This window comes from Massilia violaceinigra, from assembly GCF_002752675.1.
GTDB lineage: Bacteria > Pseudomonadota > Gammaproteobacteria > Burkholderiales > Burkholderiaceae_D > Telluria_A > Telluria_A violaceinigra.
Genome location: NZ_CP024608.1, coordinates 5,911,348 through 5,930,277, shown reverse-complemented (window position 1 = coordinate 5,930,277; position 18,930 = coordinate 5,911,348). Strand labels below are relative to the sequence as shown.

At 66.3% G+C, this 18,930-nt stretch carries 12 protein-coding genes and 1 pseudogene; 3 read left to right on the top strand and 10 right to left on the bottom strand.

The genetic code is table 11. From position 1 onward, the window contains the following. Position 1: 1 nt before the first annotated feature. Positions 2-1,579, bottom strand: coding sequence for a sigma 54-interacting transcriptional regulator (locus CR152_RS25425; RefSeq protein ID WP_167399950.1), 1,578 nt, complete (start codon positions 1,577-1,579; stop codon positions 2-4). Between the two features lie 317 nt (positions 1,580-1,896). On the opposite strand from CR152_RS25425, the gene CR152_RS25420 reads away from it, so the two are divergent. The 3 genes from CR152_RS25420 (at position 1,897) to CR152_RS25410 (ending at position 4,598) form a co-directional block, all read left to right on the top strand. Continuing rightward, positions 1,897-2,721 (top strand): hypothetical protein, encoded by an 825-nt coding sequence (locus tag CR152_RS25420; RefSeq protein WP_099879638.1) that lies wholly within the window; start codon positions 1,897-1,899, stop codon positions 2,719-2,721. After that, positions 2,708-3,940 carry a hypothetical protein gene (locus CR152_RS25415; protein WP_099879636.1) on the top strand — a complete coding sequence of 411 codons (1,233 nt, stop codon included), beginning with the start codon at positions 2,708-2,710 and terminating at the stop codon, positions 3,938-3,940. The genes CR152_RS25420 and CR152_RS25415 overlap by 14 nt, the downstream gene beginning before the upstream one ends. 127 nt (positions 3,941-4,067) lie before the next feature. Then, positions 4,068-4,598 (top strand): GNAT family N-acetyltransferase, encoded by a 531-nt coding sequence (locus tag CR152_RS25410; protein WP_099879634.1) that lies wholly within the window; start codon positions 4,068-4,070, stop codon positions 4,596-4,598. 4 nt (positions 4,599-4,602) lie between these two features. On the opposite strand, the gene serB is transcribed toward CR152_RS25410, so the two are convergent. From serB to CR152_RS25365, 9 genes and pseudogenes are all read right to left on the bottom strand, one after another. Next, positions 4,603-5,445 carry a phosphoserine phosphatase SerB gene (serB, locus tag CR152_RS25405; RefSeq protein WP_099882767.1) on the bottom strand — a complete coding sequence of 281 codons (843 nt, stop codon included), beginning with the start codon at positions 5,443-5,445 and terminating at the stop codon, positions 4,603-4,605. Between the two features lie 16 nt (positions 5,446-5,461). Further along, positions 5,462-8,917, bottom strand: coding sequence for a transcription-repair coupling factor (gene mfd, locus CR152_RS25400; protein WP_099879632.1), 3,456 nt, complete (start codon positions 8,915-8,917; stop codon positions 5,462-5,464). 260 nt (positions 8,918-9,177) lie between these two features. Beyond that, a pseudogene (locus CR152_RS25395) lies at positions 9,178-10,488 on the bottom strand (IS1380 family transposase). Positions 10,489-10,577: 89 nt separating this feature from the next. Further along, on the bottom strand, positions 10,578-11,516 hold the full coding sequence (locus CR152_RS25390) for a 5'-nucleotidase (protein ID WP_099879630.1): 939 nt from the start codon (positions 11,514-11,516) through the stop codon (positions 10,578-10,580). Further along, positions 11,516-12,511, bottom strand: coding sequence for an HDOD domain-containing protein (locus CR152_RS25385; protein WP_099879628.1), 996 nt, complete (start codon positions 12,509-12,511; stop codon positions 11,516-11,518). Before CR152_RS25385 ends, CR152_RS25390 begins: the two co-directional genes overlap by 1 nt. 740 nt (positions 12,512-13,251) lie before the next feature. Further along, positions 13,252-14,040: a PP2C family protein-serine/threonine phosphatase gene (locus CR152_RS25380; protein ID WP_208640204.1), complete on the bottom strand. Its 789-nt coding sequence runs from the start codon at positions 14,038-14,040 to the stop codon at positions 13,252-13,254. 219 nt (positions 14,041-14,259) lie between these two features. Next, positions 14,260-16,002 (bottom strand): MFS transporter, encoded by a 1,743-nt coding sequence (locus tag CR152_RS25375; RefSeq protein WP_099879625.1) that lies wholly within the window; start codon positions 16,000-16,002, stop codon positions 14,260-14,262. Further along, positions 15,999-16,739: a hypothetical protein gene (locus CR152_RS25370; protein ID WP_157778728.1), complete on the bottom strand. Its 741-nt coding sequence runs from the start codon at positions 16,737-16,739 to the stop codon at positions 15,999-16,001. The genes CR152_RS25375 and CR152_RS25370 overlap by 4 nt, the downstream gene beginning before the upstream one ends. A 123-nt stretch (positions 16,740-16,862) precedes the next feature. Continuing rightward, positions 16,863-18,845, bottom strand: a complete 1,983-nt coding sequence (locus tag CR152_RS25365) for an OPT family oligopeptide transporter (RefSeq protein WP_099879621.1) — start codon at positions 18,843-18,845, stop codon at positions 16,863-16,865. Positions 18,846-18,930 lie beyond the last annotated feature (85 nt).

Here is an 18,930-nt window from a genome sequence, read left to right as displayed (position 1 = left end):
GCTAGCTGGTGCCGGCGTCCAGGCCCAGCACCCGCAAATGGCGGCGCAGCGCCTCGCTCGGGGTTTTGAGGAGCGAGGCGCACAGGGCCAGGTCGCCGCCATGGGCGCGCAGGGCGGCATCGAGTTCGTCGCGCGGAATCAGGGCCGCCGGGCGGATTGCCGGATGCGCTTCGATCAGCTTGTACAGCGAAGGCCGCGACAGGCCCAGCTGCTGGGCCGCGCCGCTGATCTGCCAGCCGTGTTCTTCCAGCGCGCCGAGCAGGTCATCGTTGCTGACCTCGGCCAGCTTGCGCCGCGGCGCCGTATCGAGCGGCGCTTTCAGGCTGGCGCTGCGCGGCTGTTCGTGTGCCTGCCCGTGCGGCTGCCCGTTCGGGGCGGCCAGGCTGGCGCTGGCCGAACGCAGCGGCGCCGGCGCCTGCACGTACTGCGACAGCAGCGGGCGCTCGCCCGCCTGCAGCGCCATCACCATGCGCCGCGCCACATTGGCCAGCTGGCGGATATTGCCCGGCCAGTCGTAATTGCACATCTCGCTCACCAGCGCCGGGGGAAAGGCCGCCAGCTCCTCGGCTTTCAAGCCGCAGCCCTTGAGCATGTGCAGCAGCAGCACGCCAATATCCTCGCGCCGCTCGCGCAAGGTCGGCACGCGGATCACGAACGCTTCCATGCGGCGCAGCAAAGGCTGGTTGAATCCGCGCGCGTCGAGATCCTGGTCGGTGGCGGCAATCAGGCGCGCCGTGGTGCGCGCATCCTGGCTCGCGCCGAGCGGGCGGTAGCAGCCCGTTTCCAGCACCCGCAGCAGCATCGGCTGCACCGAGGCCGGCGTGTCGCCCAGCTCGTCGAGGAACAGGGTGCCGCCATCGGCTTCGGCAAACAGTCCCTGGCGCGGCGCCTGCGCGCCCGTGTAGGCGCCCTTGGCCGCGCCGAACAGGTCGGCCGCGGCCAGCGACTCGCTCAGGGTCGCCATGTTCACCGCCACCAGCGGATTGGCGCTGCGCTTGCTGGCCTGATGGATCGCGCGCGCGGCCACATCCTTGCCGGTACCGGTTTCGCCCAGCAGCAGCACGGCCAGGTCGGTACCCGCCACCTGGCGGATCAGTTCGCGCGTGGCGATGGCGCCGCTGCTCACGCCCAGCAGGCCGGGAAACAGGTTAGGGCGGGGGAAACTCGTCATCCAGTGCAGGCACAGCAGCACATGGCCGCCCAGGCCCAGCACCACGCCGGCGGCCACCTCGTCGCGGGTAAAACTGCGCGTGCCGCTCAGCAGCGTGCCATTGACTTCGAGCGCCATGCGGCTGTCGGGCGCGGCCAGTTCGACGCCGTCGTCGGCGGTACGGCGCACCATCAGCGGCGCGCGCGCGATCGCCCGGTGGCCGAGCGCGATGCCATCCTGGCCGGGACGGAAAAACAGCGGAGCGTAGCGGCACACCTCGATCGCGCCTTCCTCGGCCGGTCCGATGAACTGCTCGCCGATGCGCTCGGTTTCCGGGTGCCACAGGATCGTCAGGCCGAGCAAGGCACTGGTGATGCCATTTTTCTGCGAGAAAAGCTGTGTCGTCAGCGTGTTATCAACATCATTCACCGTTCGGCTCCATGGCACAGCGTTTAGTAATTGCCAATTATAGAGCAAGCCCGGCAATTGTTGACATGTAAAGGGACTGCGCTTTACACGTGTTTTACACGTTTCGCGTCCTATCCCCTCCGGACCCATCCGCGTCATCTTGCCTCTGAACATGTAAATAGGGGCGCCTTTACATGCCCGTTGACATGTTTTGCCTTGTAAATTAAGGAATTGACATGCCATTTGCGCACTTATCAGTGTGGCACGGGAGTTGCTATGTACCTAAGCGTGGCCTTGTCGGGCTGCAAGTGGCTAATCCGCCGGAGAGAGTTGGGAACATGGGTATCGTGATCGAGAGTTATGCATTTGTTGGCGTGGCCACCCGGGCAACCGGGCCGACGGCCCAGGTATGGCTGCCGCCCGGCTTTACGCTGACCGGCGGCGGCGCCTACGACATGGGCCGCGGCACCTCGAACACGCTGACCGCCTGCTACCCGACCCGCAATCACGCCGGCGTCTTCAACGGCTGGACCGCGGCCGGCCGCGATTTCGGCCTGGCCGACCCGGTGCCGCTGGCGGTGTACGCGGTCGGCATCCGCATCACCCGCGACGGCGTGCCGGTCAAGGTCGAGCAGCAAGTGTTTTCGGCCACCAGCGCGCTGGTGTCGGAGCCCGGCGTGAGCGTCAAGCTCGGCGCCGGCTGGATCGGCACCGGTGGCGGCGCCCAGGACAACTACGCCACCCCCGTCAACGGCAACATGCTCACCGCCAGCTACCCGCTGATCGGCGCCGACGGCAAGATCTGCGGCTGGAGCGCGTCCGGGCGCGACCACGACGCGGCCGACCAGGCGCGCGTGACCGCGTTCGTGATCGGCATCCGCACCGGGCCGGACGTGGCGCTGGAAGCCCACATCGTATCGAACACGAGCCTCCTGACCGGCTACCCGAGCGCGCTGGTGGCGGCGCCCCACGGCAATGCCGTGGTGGCCGGCGGCGGCGCGCTGGTGGGCGAAAACGGGCGCGGCACGATGCTGAGCGCCTCGTGTCCCATCATCAGCAGCCAGGACGGCCGCCTGACCGGGTGGTTCGCCGCCCGCAAGGTGCACAAATCAGCCCCGCCGAGCGGCATTACCGCCTATGGAGTCATGCTTGAAGCTGCGTGACTGGATCCTGATCGGCATGGCGCTGCTGGCGATGGCGGTGGACCTGCCGGCGCGCGCCGCCGGCGCGGTCGGCGCCAGCGGCGGCCTGCTGGCGAGCGGCATCCACTCCGACCGGCTGGCATGGCAGCACTTCGCGGGCATCGTGGCGCCGGCCGGGCGCGGCCGGGTCCAGTTCGAAACCTGGGCCGCCGACGAAGACATTTACACCGAGACCCCGGCCTGGCCGGGCGAGGACGCCGGCCCGCGGCGCCTGCGCAGCAGCGTGCTGCAGCGCGTGCTGGCCGCCCACGGCAGCCTCGGTGCCCCCAGCGGCGACTGCGGCGCGGTGGCCAATGCCACCTCGGGCAATTTTCCTGTCGAGGCCGCGCAGCCCGGCCAGGCGCCGTGCTTTGCCGAAGAAGTCAGACGCAACCTCGCCACCTACCGCTACATCGTGCAGAACCAGTTGCATACCCAGGCCGGGCTGGCCGCCGCCTACCAGAAGGCGCAGGGCGGCTGGCGCGTATCGCTGCCGGAAGACGCGGTCCAGGTCAAGGCCGACTGGGTGCCGGTCGATACCCTGGTCGCCTGGCTGGGACGCAACGGCGTGCGCCTGAACGCGGCGCAGGTGCGCGCCCAGTTCCACACCACGACCGCGCAGGACACCAGCTTTGCGATGGTGGCCATGCACATCAGCTCCAAGGATGCGCCCAACTGGGTCTGGGCCAGCTTCGAGCACCGCCTCAATCCGGGCCGCTGCGACACCATGGGCTGCAACGACAGCTATGGCGCGGCGCGGCGCAGGATTGTCCCGCTGGCCGGCGCGCAAAACGGCCAGTACGGCGACTGCGCCAAGACGCCGGCCTTGAAAAAACTGCTCGAGGTCAAGCGCGTGGCGCCGGCATGGCACAACTACTGCCTCAAGGCGTCCGAAATCGCCTTCGTGGCGCCCGGCGGAGAGCCGCTCATGCACGGCAATTCGTTCACCGAGCGGGTCGCGGCCGGGATTCCGATCAAGCGTTCCTCGTGCATCTCCTGCCACGCCAGCGCGGGCTTCAGCCGCGACGGCAGTCCGTACCTCAAACAGCTCACATCGCACCCCATGGGCACGGTGAAACTGCCGGCCGAGATCGTCGCCAACGATTTCATCTGGGGCATCCTGACAATCAACGCCGTGCCAGTGGAGCAGGCGAAGAACCCGCATAACCTCGATCGAACGAGGATTACAGCCAGACGATAGGCGGACGGCGTTCCACCGCGCCTGCCGCTGCACCCCGTCGTCTCCTTTAACGCGCACCCCGAGTGCGCGTTTTTTTTGGCCGGCCGGGTCGCCTATAATTGCTTGACCACTCATAGCTGGAGATCGCATGTTCACCATCCGCCTGGCGCGCCTGTCCGAAAAACCGCAGCTCGACGCGCTCATCGAGCGTTCCGGAATTGGCCTGGCCGCAGGGTTCTACACGCCGCAGGAAGCTGCGGCCGTTACGCGCGAGGTGTTCGGCGTCGATAGCGCGCTGGTGGAAGACGGGACGTATTTCGCGATTGAAGATGGAAACACCGTGGTCGCCTGCGGCGGCTGGAGCCGGCGCGCCACCGATTTCGGCGGCGACGGCGCCAAGCATGGCAATGACCGCCTGCTCGATCCGGCCACCGAGCCGGCGCGCATCCGCGCGTTCTTCGTCGACCCGGCGATGGCGCGCAAAGGGCTAGGCAGCATGCTGCTGCGGCACTGCGTCGACGCAGCCGCGCAGGCGGGTTTCCGCTCGCTCGAACTGGTATCGACCATGCCGGGCGAGCCGCTGTACCGGGCGCACGGCTTCGCGGCGATCGAGCCGATTGCGTTGCCGCTGCCCGGTGGGGAGGTGATCCGGCTGACCCGCATGGGGCGCAGCCTGTAGGGTTTTACGTGAGGATGGAGAGCAGGCCGTCCAGGCCCGTATAGGTCAGCGCCACGTCGGCCTGGGCGCGCACCACGGGCTTTGCGCGGAACGCCACCGACAGGCCGGCGATGCTCATCATGCGCAGGTCGTTGGCGCCGTCGCCCATGACGATTGCCTGCGACGTGTCGATGCCGATGTCGGCGCATACGCGTTCGACCGTGCGTTTTTTTTCCTCGGCGTCGACGATCCCGCCCAGCACGCGCCCGGTCAGCTTGCCGTCGACGATTTCCAGCACGTTGGCATGCGTGTAATCGAGCCCCAGGCGCGTTTTCAGGCGTTCGGTGAAGAAGGTGAAGCCGCCCGACACCAGGAGCGTGCGCAGGCCGGCCGCGCGCACTGCCGCCAGCATCGCTTCGCCGCCCATGGAAATGGCGAGGCGTTCCTCATACACGCGTTCGAGCGCCGAGGCATCCAGGCCCGCGAGCAGCGCCACGCGCCGCGTCAAGCTTTCGGAAAACTCCAGTTCACCGCGCATGGCCGCCTCCGTAATGGCGGCCACCTGGGGTTTGAGCCCCTGCATGTCGGCGATTTCGTCGATGCATTCGATGGTGATCAGGGTCGAGTCCATGTCCATCGCCACCAGCCGGAAGTCGGCCAGCATGCGCCCGGGAGCGATGAAGGTGGCGTCGATGCGCGCCGCGCCGGCGGCCACCTCGATGGTCTGCTTGAGGACCTCGGAAAAATCGATCCGTTCGCAGCGGATGGCGCGCGGGCCCAGCTCCCTCACGCGCGCCGGATTGGCCAGTGCGGCGATGCGGCGCAGGGTGTCGATGGTCGTGTCAGGGCCTTGCAGCACCAGGTTCATGGTCGTCATGTTCGTTTTACGCTAACAGTTGTTTAATCGTTTGCTTGACCTGCGTGACCCGCGCCGCGAGATCCGGCATGCTCGCGGTGATTTTCAGCTTGTCCTGGCCGGCCAGCTTGATGTGGCGGTTCTTCTGGATCAGCGTGATGATGCGCATCGAGTCGATCGGCGGGTTGACCATGAACTGCAGGCTGGCCGCTTCGCCGTGGGCATCGATCTTGATGATGCCGACCGTTTTGGCCGCGATGCGCAGGCGGTGCGTTTCGATCAGGGCCTTGACCGGGTCGGGCAGCTTGCCGAAGCGGTCGATCAGCTCTTCCTGCATGTCGTCGATCTTTTCCTGCGCGCTGCAGTTGGCCAGGCGCTTGTAGATCGACAGGCGTTCGTGCACATCGCCGCAGAAGTCGGCCGGCAGCAGCGCCGGTACGTGCAGGTTGATTTCGGTGGTGGTGGCCAGTGGCGCGGCCAGGTCGGGTTCCTTGCCGGCCTTGAGCGAACGAACCGCTTCGTTAAGCATGTCGGAATACAGCTGGAAGCCGATTTCGAGCATTTCGCCGGACTGGTTCTCGCCCAGCACCTCGCCGGCGCCGCGGATTTCCAGGTCGTGCATCGCCAGGAAAAAGCCGGACCCCAGTTCTTCCATCTGCTGGATGGCGTCGAGCCTGCGCTGCGCCTGCTTGGTCAGGCTGCTCACATCGGTGACCAGCAGGTAGGCATAGGCCTGGTGGTGCGACCGGCCCACCCGCCCGCGCAGCTGGTGCAGCTGCGCGAGGCCGAATTTATCGGCGCGGTGCATGATGATGGTGTTCGCGGTCGGCACGTCGATGCCAGTTTCGATAATGGTCGTGCACAGCAAGATGTTATAGCGCTGCGCCACGAAGTCCCGCATCACCTTTTCCAGGTCGCGTTCGTGCATCTGGCCGTGGGCCACGCCGATGCGCGCCTCCGGCAGCAGCTCGGTGAGCATGGCCATGCGGTTCTGGATGGTCTCGACTTCGTTGTGCAGGAAGTAGATCTGGCCGCCGCGTTTGAGTTCGCGCAAACACGCTTCGCGGATGATCGAGCCGTCTTCGCTGCGGACAAAAGTCTTGATCGCCAGGCGCTTTTGCGGCGCGGTGGCGATGATCGAAAAGTCGCGCAAGCCTTCCAGCGCCATGCCCAGCGTGCGCGGAATCGGCGTGGCGGTGAGGGTCAGCACATCGACTTCGGCGCGCAGGGCCTTGAGCGCTTCCTTCTGGCGCACGCCGAAGCGGTGTTCTTCGTCGATGATGACCAGGCCAAGGCGGGTGAACTGCACGTCCGGCGAGAGCAGCTTGTGGGTACCGATCACGATATCGAGCGTGCCGTCGGCCATGCCCTTGATCGCGTTGTTGATTTCCTTGCCGGTCCGGAAGCGCGACAGTTCGGCGATGCGCACCGGCCAGTCGGCGAAGCGGTCGGCGAAGGTTTGCGCATGCTGTTCGGCCAGCAGGGTGGTCGGCGCCAGGATCGCAACCTGCTTGCCGCCCATGACGGCGATGAAGGCGGCGCGCAGCGCCACCTCGGTCTTGCCGAAGCCGACGTCGCCGCACACCAGGCGGTCCATCGGTTTGCCGGCGGTCATATCCTTGATGACGTTGTTGATGGCCTCGGCCTGGTCGGGCGTTTCCTCGAAACCGAAGCTGTCGGCGAAGTTCTGGTAGTCGTGCGCCGAGTATTCGAAGGAGTGGCCGTGGCGCAGCGCGCGCCTCGCGTACAGGTTAAGCAGTTCGGCGGCGGTGTCGCGCACCTGTTCGGCAGCCTTGCGCTTGGCTTTTTCCCACTGGCCCGACCCCAACGCGTGCAGCGGCGCGTCTTCGGGCGAGGCGCCCGAGTAGCGCGAGATTACATGCAGCTGCGAGACCGGCACATACAGCTTGGTGTCCTTGGCGTATTCGAGGTGCAGAAATTCGGTTTCGCCTTCGCCCAGGTCCATGCTGGTCAGGCCCATGTAGCGCCCGATGCCGTGGTTGATGTGCACGACCGGGTCACCGATCTTGAGTTCCGACAGGTCGCGCACCATCGACTCGACTTGGGTCACGCCTTCCTGCTTCTTCTTGCCGGCGCGCCGGCCCGAACCCGCATACAGCTCGGTCTCGGTGATGAAAATCAGGTTGCCGGTGCCAAGCTCCGACAATTCGAAGCCGGCCTGCAGGGGCGCCACGCCCAGCGCCAGCTTGGCGTCGGACTGCACGAAGCCGGCGAAGCCCTCGACCGGCACCAGCGCCAGGTTGTATTCGTTGAAGTACTGCTGCAGCGTTTCGCGGCGGCCGTTCGATTCGGCGCAGATCATCACGCGCTTGTCGCGCTTGTCGTTCTCCAGCAGGTAGGAACGCAGGTTCGTCAGCGGATCGTCGATGCGGCGGTTCACCGCAATGTTGGGAATCGGCGCCGACAGTTCGGATGCCTGCAGGTCGGCGTCCTTGGTGAGGACCCAGCGCCCGTACGATTTGGCCAGGGTGAAGAAGTTCTCGTCGCTCAGGAACAGTTCATCGGGGGCCAGGATCGGGCGGTCGCGGTCGGCCTTGAGGAAGCGGTAGCGCGATTCGGTGTCGAGCCAGAAGCGCTTGATGGCGCCGTCGATGTCGCCCACCAGCGCCAGGCTGGCTTTTTCGGGCAAATAGTCGAACAGGGTCGCGGTCTGCTCGAAGAACAGCGGCAGGTAGTATTCGATACCGGCCGAGGCGATGCCGCTGCTGACGTCCTTGTACACCACCGAGCGCGATGGATCGCCCTCGAAGCGTTCGCGCCAGCGGCTGCGGAAGGTGGTGCGGGCCGCTTCGTCCATCGGGAATTCGCGCCCGGGCAGCAGGCGCACTTCGCGCACCGGGTAGAGCGAACGCTGGGTGTCGGCGTCGAAGGTGCGGATGGTTTCGATTTCGTCGCCGAACAGGTCGAGCCGGTAGGGCAGGGCGGAACCCATCGGGAACAGGTCGATCAGGCCCCCGCGCACCGAGTATTCGCCGGGCGACATCACCTGCGAATTGTGGGTGTAGCCAGCCAGGGTCAGTTGTGCCTTGAGGCGCGTTTCGTCGAGCTTTTCGCCCTGCTTGAAGAAGAAGGTGTAGGCGGCCAGGAACGATGGCGGCGCCAGGCGCACCAGGGCCGTGGTGGCCGGCACGATCAGGACATCGCACTGGCCGTTCTGGATTTCGTGCAGGGTCGCCAGGCGTTCGGAGACCAGGTCCTGGTGCGGCGAAAAGGCGTCGTAAGGCAGCGTTTCCCAGTCGGGCAGCAGGTGGCAGGCCAGCTTGCCGTCGGCGAACCAGGGGATTTCATCGAGCAGGCGCTGGCCGTCGCTGGCGTTGGCCACGATCACGGTCAGCATCTGCTTTGCCGATTTGAGTTCGAGCGCCGCCACCGCCAGCGCATACGCGTCCGAGGATCCGTACAGGGTCGGAAGGGCGAAGCGGTTACCGGATTTCGGGAGTGATTTCTTTAAATCGAAAGGCATGCGGGCTGCGGGCTGTGAGCGGGACGGCTAATTATAGCTGGATATGGGTAACGGTGACTGCGCCCTGCCGGCGACCTGCGGGAGCCCTAGCCCGGATATTTCATGAGTCTGCCAATCTGAGGGCCGGGGTGCGCCGAACATGGCTGCGGCATGTTGATTGCTCGCTTCCTGGTGTCGGTTCTGCCGCGCGGCCTGATTGCAGACGTAACTCCCCCTACCCCCGTTGCTTTATAGCGTGCCGGGGACAGCACTTGGCGGGCTTATGGTGCCAGCGCGCGGGCGGCAGTGAGGAAGACGTGCTTGAGTGGATGTTGGGATGCGAGCATGACGCGCACGCGCCGCGTGTTGCGCACGACGGCCGCGCCGATCTTGAGCAGTTTGATGCGGATCGTCGCCGTGCAGGCGCGTGCCAGTTCCGTGCCAACCAAAGCCAGGCGGCGCAAATTGATCATCAGGGTATAGGCGAACGCTGCCAGTAGCAGCCGCAGTTGGTTGGCCTGGAATTTATGGCAGCTCGCACGGCGTCCGAACAAATCGAGCTGCGCCTCCTTGATACGGTTCTCTGCTTCGCCACGGGCGCAATACACGCGTTCGTACAGTGCCTTGGGACCCCCAGTCAGGTTGGTGACGATGAAACGCGGGTTGGCGCCGCGCGCATCGTGTTCCAGCCGCGCGATGACGCGCCGTTGCCGATCCCACGTCCCCGCCGCATAAGTGAATTCTCCAATCATGCGCTGCTTGGAACCGGCCTTCTGATACATCTCGGCCAGTGCCAGTTCGGCCAACTCTACTCGTTGCAGCAACGCTGAGTTCTTTTGCAAGCCGACGATATAGTGCAGCCCCCATTTCTCGAAGCGGCGCAGAGCTTGATGACGGCAGAACCCGGAATCGCCGCGCACGATGATGCGGATGCGTGGCCAAGCCTGGCGCAAGCGCCGGGAGATCAATTTGATTAATGCGCTGAGGATACCGGCCGGATCGCGGCTGCTGGGCCGCAAGACGCAGGCGAGGATATCCTGGCCACAAAAGACGTACAGCGGCAAGTAACAGTAATTGTCGTAGTAGCGGTGGAAGTGGGACTTCTCTTGCTCTCCATGCAGCGGCATGTGGGTGGCATCGATGTCGAGCACCAGTTCCTTGGGCCGCTTAGCTTTGCTGGCGATGAACTGATCGAGCAGAACGCCATGCAGGGCGGCCGCCTACGCGCGCGTGGAGGACGTTTCAAGCCGGCTCAGCGTCGGCGCCGAGGCCAAGTCATCGGCCCGGCCCACTGCCGTTTGCATGGCCAAGTCGCGGCGCAGCACATTGTGGTCACAGACGTCCTCCCAGCCACAGCACAGGCCGTACACGCGCTGCGCGAGCAAGTCGCGCATGCTGTGCGAAACGCTGGCACGACGGCGTCGATCCTCGAATACGCGCGCAATCGCTTTGCTTAAGCCGATGCGCTGATCCACTTGGCGCAGCAGCAGAACCCCGCCGTCGCTGACGATGTCGCCGCCGTCGAATGACGCCTCAACGACGCGCCGTCCAACCCTCCCCAACTTGATCGGTTCATTGGTACAATTTGGCATCGGCGGTCCCCGGTTGTGATTGGCGTCAGATACCAGTAACAACGCGCTGCGGCACGGGATCGCCGACCTCTACTCACGAAATATCCGGGCTAGGCCGGGCGGCGGTTGGCAATCCCGAACGGCACATGCACCATCGGGATCGTCCCTCCGGGCGAGGACGTCAGGTGCGTCAGCTGGTCGTCGAAGAAAATATGCGGCTTGAAGATCGACAGCACGCGCGTCTTGTTCATCCCGCCCAGGAAGAAGGTTTCGCTGGCCGATACGCCCCAGCTTTTGAGCGTGGTCACCACGCGCTCGTGCGATGGCGCGTTGCGCGCGGTGATGATGGCGATGCGCAGCACCTTCTTGTAGGCCGGGTCGCGCCGCTGTGCGCGTTCTTCGAGCCGCTGCATCAGCGACAGCTTGCGAAACATCTCGGCCAGGGGCCCCGGCTGGTGGGGAATGGCCATGTGTTTGGTTTCGTGCGCGTGGAATTCGTCGAGATCGTTATTGCGCTTGAAGATGGTCTCGGATTCGTCGTCGGCGATCACGCCGTCGAAATCGAAGGCCACGCGCAGTTCGACGTCGTCATCCTCGTCGACGATTTTCGATGGCAGCACCAGGCCGGCCGGATAATTGGCCGCGATGGCGCTCTTGACGTCTTCCTCGTTCGCGCTTAAAAACAGGGCCGCGTTGAACGCCGGCAGATAGGTGTAGGGCGACTTGCCGGTGATGAAGGCGGCGCGCGAAATATCGAGCCCGTAATGGGCGATCGAACGCATCACGCGCAGTCCCGTTTCCGGCGAATTGCGCGAGAAGAGCACCACTTCCACGGGATTGTGGCGCGGGAATACCTTGTTGATGGCCAGGAAGCGGCGGATGAAGGGAAACGCCACGCCCTTGCCCAGAATGACGTCAAGATTGCGCTCCTGGTACCTGCGGTATTCGTCCGCTCCGCTGTCCAGGTACACCTGGTGCGAGGCGGTCAGGTCGAACAGGGCGCTCGACGCCACGCCGATCACCAGCTTTCCCTCAATCTCGAACGACATCACTCATCCTCATTCTGGAGTTCCTCGAAACAGGCCAGGCCGGCCGCGTCCAGCCCTTCGAGCACGAACGGGTCGTCGGCCTCGAAGTGGGCCGAGTCGACCAGCATGCGCAGGCGGCTGATCATGTCGCCCAGCGCCAGCGCCTGCGAGAGCGGCGTGCCGTCCGGCTGGCCGGCCTGCTCGATGGCGGACGTCACTGTATCAGGAAAGCCCCACGCTTCGGCGATCCGCACCGACAAGGCGCGCGCCTGCGCGTGCAGGGCGATGATGAACGCTTCCGATTGCGGCAGCGCGGGCTCGGTATTGACCTGGTCCATCAGGCGGAAGGAAACGATCAGGCCCAGGTTGTACAGCAGCCCGGCGAAATACGCTTCGACCGGGTTGGCGCGCACCGCCGGCGCCAGCACGCTGGCCGCCAGCGCGCATTTTTCGCACTGACGCCACAGCAGCGGCGTGGACAATTGCGAAAACGGCCCTGGCGTCATGCTGATGATGATCGGCAGCAGCGAGGCGCGTCCGATCAGCATGCGCAAGCCGTTCACCCCCAGCAGCATGGTGGCCCGTTCGACCGTGGTGACCGGGTCGTTGGTGTGGTAGTGGGGATGGTGGCAGGGACGGTTTGCTTCGCGCAGTATCTCGGCGACCAGTTCCTTGTCCTGCGACAGCTGGCGCGCCAGGTCGGCGCCGGAAACGGTATTGTCGCGCATGCTGCGCAGCAATTGCGGAAACAGGGCGGGCATGCTGGGCGCGAGGGTGATCTCGTCCATCGGCAGCTGGCCCATGTAGGCCAGATCGACAAGAATGACTTTTTCATCATTCGATGGGCCGCTGTGCGGCGTAATGCCGGCCAGCCAGCGGTAGAACAGCGCGTCGACCTGCTGCGCGTGCACGGGGTCGGGTGCGCGCACACGCACTGGAGCGGGCGCGACAGGGGCGGGCGCAGGCTTGCTTTCTTCGCTGTCGCTGCCCAACAATCGATCTAACCACCGTTTCATCGCGTATCTCTTTTTTCCTGCACAAAGGCCCTCACCGGGATTTTACCTCATTACTCAGTAGAAACATCGGCCGGAATCGTCCGGCAGCGTGGAATTTCGTCTTGTGGCGCGTGTTGAACACACATGCGGTCGCCGACGCATCCGCCCGGATGAGGTATGCACCAGGACTACATTTCCACAATACCCAACTCAAGGATTGAACGCGATCAAAATCGTGCGGGATGCGGGTACGTGAATTTCCTGAGCGCATTATGATTTATCGAGGGCGATGACGGCTCCAGTTCAGCTAAGGTAAACATGGATGAATACTTGTATTCCCTGATCGCCTCCAAATACGACCGCGGCCTCGGCTGGTTTTGCGCCCCGCTCGCCCAAGAAGGCGCGAAGGTGACGGAGTTCCGGATGAACGGCGAGACCATTCCGCTTGAAGAATCCGGATTGATCCACCGTATATCGGCTTCATCGTCGACCTGCCGTCCGGCGTCACCGATGCGAGCGCGAAGATATCGGCACGCGCCCCGTCCACGAAGATCAATACGCAAATTGTTGTGGCGTTGATAACCGTTTTCGGTCCACCAATGGAGAAGAGCATTGGCGCACCGGGACAGGGCACGACAGTGATAGTGGATGCGGTGAAGTCGGTTCAGGTCGACGATCCCGAGCCGCGAACCTGGATTTGGGCCCATGTAAACGTGACCGGAATGCGGTATTAACTGGTACGCAGCACCGTTGTCAGCCCGTTAATCGCACTGTAACAACACCACCGTCACATTATCGCGGCTGCCGTCCTGCAAGGCGGTGGCGATCAGTTCCTTGCAGCAGTCGCCCAGCCGGTCCGCGCTCGCACCCGCCAGCAGGGCAGCGATGCGCTCGTCGGACGTTGCGCCATACAGGCCGTCGCTGCACAGCAGATAGACATCGCCCGCTTCCACCGCCTGGATCCGCAGGTCGGGGTGGACGTCGCACGAAGGGCCGAGCGCTTGCAGCAGCAGATTGCGCGGCGGCAAGTGTCCGGTTGCGCCCGCTTCGATGGCTTCCTGGTACATGGTCTGGTCGCGCGTGAGCTGGGTCAGGCGGCCGGCGCGGAAGCAGTACAGGCGGCTGTCGCCAACGTGAAACACCAGCAGCGGGCCGCCCGGTTCGGGTTGCCACAGGCCGGTGAGGGTGGTGCCCATGCCGCCGCCATCGCCGCGCCGGTTGGCCAGATTGGTCTGGTACATGCGCTGGTTGGCATACTCGACCGCGTCGTGCACGGTAACCATGGCGGCCAGGGCCGCCTCGCTCGCGATGCCGTCCAGATCGGTGGCGCCGGGGTCGAACGGGCTGGGCCGGAAGTTGGGCGCCACCCCCTTGCTGTCGGCATCGGTGCTGGCGTGCAGGAACTGGGCCAGCGAGGTGAGCGCGTCGGCGCTGGCGACCTCGCCCGAATCATGGCCGCCCATGCCGTCGGCCACGGCCACCAGGCCGAGAGCGGCATCGATCAGGAAATTATCCTCGTTCGACGGACGGACGGTGCCCGTGTCGGTCATGCCAAAAGCCGTACCGGCGGCGAGCCGGTGCGGTGCGGACGGTGAAAGTTGCTTCCAAAAATACAAGGCGGCTCCTGAAGGTGGACCGGCGCCGATGGTGGGCAGCGGTCGCATATCTGCCATGCTAGCACGCAGGGTGCGCTTTGTCCGGCCTGTAAGGGCAAAAAACCCGTGCCAGGGCCGCCCGGGCCAGGGCCGCCCGGGCTAGGGCCGCCCGGGCTAGGGCAAGCGCTCGGGCACCGCGAGCGGCGCGCCTGCGTTGCGTGGACGGTTCACAGCGGCCAGGCCAAGCGCCGCCAGTAGCGCCGTGCCCAGGGTGGCTGCGCCGAGCATCAGCATGGCGCCGGCCGGCCCGGGATCGCGCACGAGCAGGGCGGCGGCGACGGGACCCGCCGCCGCGGCCACGCCGGCCAGCAGGCTCAAGCCTCTGCCCAGTGGGCGGATGCGCGCGAACAGGAGCGCCAGCAGCGCCGCGGCCAAGCCGCCGAGGAGGGGGAGCAGGCCGGCGTCGTCCCGCTGCGCCGTCGTCAAAGGGATCAGGAACATGAAAACGCCGGAGTACAGGAAGGCTGCCGCCACGACGGCGGGCGCCGCCAGGGACGGGCGCTGCACGGGTATGGGCAAGCGCGGGCGGGCGCTGCGCCGGTCCAGCACCGCTGCGGCCAGGGCGGCGCCGGCCAGCGCGACCACGGCGCCGGCGAAGCAAGTGCCGGCGTAACCGAGATGGTCGGCCAGCACGGCGCCGGCAGCCGGGGCGCAGCAGGCCGCCAGCGCCGCGCCGCCGGCCAGCAGGGCCAGTCCGCGCGCGTTGCCGCTGGCGTCGGCGTTGTCGTGCACGTAGCCGTGGCAGGCGCTGAGCATCAGCGCCACGCCGACTCCTCCGGCGGCGCGCGCCAGCAACAGCAGCGCCAGATTGGGGGCAAGCGGGGTGCAGGCCAGGGCCGCCGCCGTTGCCAGTGCCCCGGTCATATAGCCGCGCCGGCGGCCAACCCGGTCCGACCAGGGTCCGGTCCAGGCCAGCGTGAATATCAGCGCCAGCACGAAGGCGCTGACCGGCAGGGGCGAGGCGCCCGCGTGCGGCGCCAGCACCGGCTGCACCAGCAGCGCGGCAAATACGCACAAAAAGGTGAGCAGGCGCACGGTGACGATGCGCTGGCGCGCCAGCGGGCCGCCGCTGCCGTCTTCGTCGAAGCGATAACGCGCGCGCAGGCGGCGCAGCACAATGGCGCCGACGGCTTGCTGCGCCGGTGCCGCCGCGCGCCGGGCGACCTCGCGAAAGCCGTCGTTGATGCGCGCTTGAAGCTGGTTCAGGCGCGCTGCGAGACCATCGGGCGGGCCGGCGGCGGCGCGGTGGCGAAAGTCGCCGGCGGCCATGTGGCTCATGACGGCGATTACCTGGCGCACGGGAGCCGAAAAATTCAGGGTGACGATGAACCACAGCGCCTCGAACGCGATGCACAGGCTGGCGAGCAGCAGCACCGCCAGATCGTAGCGCAGCGCCGACATTTGCGTTCGCACGTAACCGCGTTCCACGCCCACGTGCACCTGCCCATGGCGGACGTAGCGGTGCACGATGTCGGCGCGGGTGTCCAGGTAGTTCTCCGGCGCGATCACTTCGGCGCCCTTGCCGCCGCGGTACAGCACCTTGCCGCTGGCATCGGTGAGAAGGATGTAGGCGATGTCGTTATGGCGCGCCAGGATGGCTTCCCACGCGCCGCCGCTGCCCGCGGCCTGCGCCAGCGGCGTGCCCTGGTCGATGGCGCGCGCCAGCCGCCCCGCCAGCGCCTGGCCGATGGTCTGGGCCTTGCGTTCGAGCGCGGGCAGGAAGCGCTGGTGCGACAGCGACCAGGCATACGCGGCCAGCGCCACTTGCGTGAGCAGCATCACGGCCAGCACGAAGGCGCACAGCCGGCGCGTGGGGCGCGCGTACAGTTCGCGGTCGCGCCGCTGCACGTGCATCATTCGGGGGCCGGGGCCAGCGTGTCGCGCCCCGCCGCCAGGTCGTGCAGCGCGTTGGCCGCCGCCAGGTTGACGTCGCCCACCAGCGCGGCGGCGTGCGGCGCGGCGCCGTCGCCGGACGGGGGCAGGCCGAGCGCCGCGTTCATGCGCGCCAGGGTGTCGTCCATGCGCCGCACCAGCAGGTCCACGCCGAACACGAAACAGAAGGTGGTGAGCAGCACCGCGCACACGGTGGCCAGGGTCAGTTCGCGCGCCACCAGCGCGATGGCGCCGGCCTGGCGGTGCGTGGCATGGCGCAGCAGCAGCGTGCCGGCCGGGATGCCGCCCGGCTGCGACAGGCGCGCGCCGAGGGTGATGAAACCCGGCTCGCGCAGCAGCCAGTCGCGCGCGGCGGCCTGCCCGAGCAGCGCCGGAGCACCTGCATCGGCGGCGCCCGCGCGAAACACGCTGGCGGCGGCGTTGTCGATCACGCTGATGGAGACGATGTCGGGGTCGCGCCGCAGTTCGCGTTCGAGTACCGCGGCGGCGTCGGGCAGGGCGTTGAGCGGCAGGCCGAGCGCCATGCGCGCCTCGAACTGGGTGCGCAATTCGTCGAGGGTGAAGCGCAGCCGCGATTCGTCGATGGCGCGCGTGGTGTCGTCAAGGCGGGTCGCTTGCAGCACCACGCCCAGGCCCAGCGCAAGGGCGGACACCAGCACGATGGGCGCGGCAATAAGGAGACTGAGTCGGGATGGCGCCATCGTGCGTGGAATAGTATTCGAACGACAATAAGTGTAGCATCGAACGAGCTCATCCATGGTTCGCCAGGACGCCGGCCGGCATCCTGGGCGAGGGAAGCAGGCGCCGGGGAGGCGCCCGGGTACTCAGGCAGCGATTTTTTGTGCGCTGCGCGCGGCCCAGCGATACAGGCCGCTGACAATCGCACCGCCCAGCACCAGGGCGATCAGCATGTGCGTCGTTTCGCTCATGCCGTTGGCGATGGCCAGCGGTTCGCCCACACCCGAGGCGACGATCAAGCCGGCCAGGCCGACGTTGAACAGGCTCTCGCCGACGATAAAGCCGGACATGATCAGGACACCGATACGCTTGGCCGTTTCGCCCCAGGTCGCGCTGCTCACGGCGCGTTCGAACAGCCAGCCGGCGACGGCGCCGACCACCACCGGCGCGGTCACCGCGCTTGGCAGGTAGATCGCCAGGCCCACGCCGAGCGGCGGCAGGCTGTAACGATCGCCGCTGGCCTTCTTGACGACGAAATTGACGACCACCAGCAGCAGGCCAAGCAAGGCACCGTAACCGACCAGGTCCCACTCGAGGTTATTGCCGATGACGCCCTTGGCCAGGGTCGAAATCAGCGTGGCCTGCGGGGCCGCCAGCGGATTGTCCGAGATCACGCCGACGTTCGGCGCGCCGGCAAAGCCATTGGCGCGGTTCAGCAGTTCGAGCACCAGCGGCACCACCGCCGAACCGGCACCGACGCCGATCAGCAGGCCGACTTGCTGCTTCCACGGTGTGGCGCCAACCAGCTGGCCGGTTTTCAGGTCTTGCAGGTTGTCGTTACCGATAACGGCCACCGCCAGCACCACGGTGGTGACGAACAGCGCATAAGCGACCAGTGCATGCGCCACTTCCGGGCCCATGATGTGTTTGCCGACGAAACCGACGCTCAGCGACGCCCCCAGGATGGTGAGGATGGCGATGCCGGACACCGGCGAATTCGATGAACCGATCAGGCCCGCCATATAGCCGCACACGGCGGCGGCGAACACGCCGGCCACCAGGATGTAGCCGACGCCCACCGCGACCAGCGGCAGCGCGAGGCTCGACAGAACGCCGCCCTGCAGGAAGCTGGCCAGCAGCCAGCCGGCGGGCACCATGGCCAGCAGGGTGACCAGGCCGACGATGAAGATCGGCAGATCCTGGTCGGCGCGCGGGATCTCGGCGCCGGTCATCTTGGCCTTGCGCGCCGTTTCGAGGGCCGACTTGAGGCCGCCCAGCACCGGCTTGCCCAGGCCCGCCAGGGTAACGATGGCGGCGGCGCCAATGGTGCCGGCGCCGATGATGCGCACCTGTTTGCTCCATACGCCGAGCGCGTGGTCGGCGGCCGACAGGGCGGGCATCGGGTCCATCGACGTCAAGACAGGCACCAGGACGGCCCAGGCGATGATCAGGCCGACCAGCATGGCGATGCCGACGGTGATGCCCATCAGGTGGCCGGCGCCCAGAAGCGCGAGCGAACTGGCGGCGCCGATGCCGGTGGCGCCGGAACCGGCTTTGAAATAGACGGCTACTTCGCCCGCCATCAGCTTGGCGCCGGCGGCGGCCGCGAACAGCGCGGAGGTCACGCTGCCCCAGATGACGGCCATCAGACCGAGTTTGCCTTCCGCCGCGCCGCTGCGCGAGGAGGTGCCGACCTTTAGCACTTCGGCCGCGGCCACGCCTTCGGGATAGGGCAGGTCGGACTGCGACACCAGCGCGCGCCGCAGCGGTACTGTATACATCACGCCCAGCACGCCGCCGATGGCGCAGGCGCCGAAGGTCGGCCAGAACGGCACGTGCGCCCACCAGCCGATCATCAGCAGCCCTGGCAGCACGAAGATCACCGATGCCAGGGTGCCCGCCGCCGAAGCGATGGTCTGGACGATGTTGTTTTCCTGGATGGTGGCGTCCTTGAAGGCGCTCAGGAGCGCCATCGAGATGACGGCGGCCGGGATCGAGGTGGCGAAGGTGAGGCCGACTTTCAGGCCCAGGTAGACCTGGGCGGCTGTAAAGACGAGGGTGATGACGATTCCGAGGAGGACTCCCCTGATCGTGATTTCTTTTGGTCCGGCTAGGGCGACGTTCGCCATCGACTGCTCCAGTATGAGAAAGGGGGGCTAAAAAAGCGTCTCATCATAGCTGGCAAAGCGCAAACGCGGAAGCGAAATGCAAATA

Bases quoted from the DNA above. Each gene is read 5' to 3' on its own strand.
- CR152_RS25420 (WP_099879638.1), top strand. From the start codon at position 1,897: ATGGGTATCGTGATCGAGAGTTATGCATTTGTTGGCGTGGCCACCCGG.
- CR152_RS25410 (WP_099879634.1), top strand. From the start codon at position 4,068: ATGTTCACCATCCGCCTGGCGCGCCTGTCCGAAAAACCGCAGCTCGAC.
- serB (WP_099882767.1), bottom strand. From the start codon at position 5,445: ATGAACCTGGTGCTGCAAGGCCCTGACACGACCATCGACACCCTGCGC.
- mfd (WP_099879632.1), bottom strand. From the start codon at position 8,917: ATGCCTTTCGATTTAAAGAAATCACTCCCGAAATCCGGTAACCGCTTC.
- CR152_RS25390 (WP_099879630.1), bottom strand. From the start codon at position 11,516: ATGTCGTTCGAGATTGAGGGAAAGCTGGTGATCGGCGTGGCGTCGAGC.
- CR152_RS25385 (WP_099879628.1), bottom strand. From the start codon at position 12,511: ATGAAACGGTGGTTAGATCGATTGTTGGGCAGCGACAGCGAAGAAAGC.
- CR152_RS25380 (WP_208640204.1), bottom strand. From the start codon at position 14,040: ATGACCGACACGGGCACCGTCCGTCCGTCGAACGAGGATAATTTCCTG.
- CR152_RS25375 (WP_099879625.1), bottom strand. From the start codon at position 16,002: ATGATGCACGTGCAGCGGCGCGACCGCGAACTGTACGCGCGCCCCACG.
- CR152_RS25370 (WP_157778728.1), bottom strand. From the start codon at position 16,739: ATGGCGCCATCCCGACTCAGTCTCCTTATTGCCGCGCCCATCGTGCTG.
- CR152_RS25365 (WP_099879621.1), bottom strand. From the start codon at position 18,845: ATGGCGAACGTCGCCCTAGCCGGACCAAAAGAAATCACGATCAGGGGA.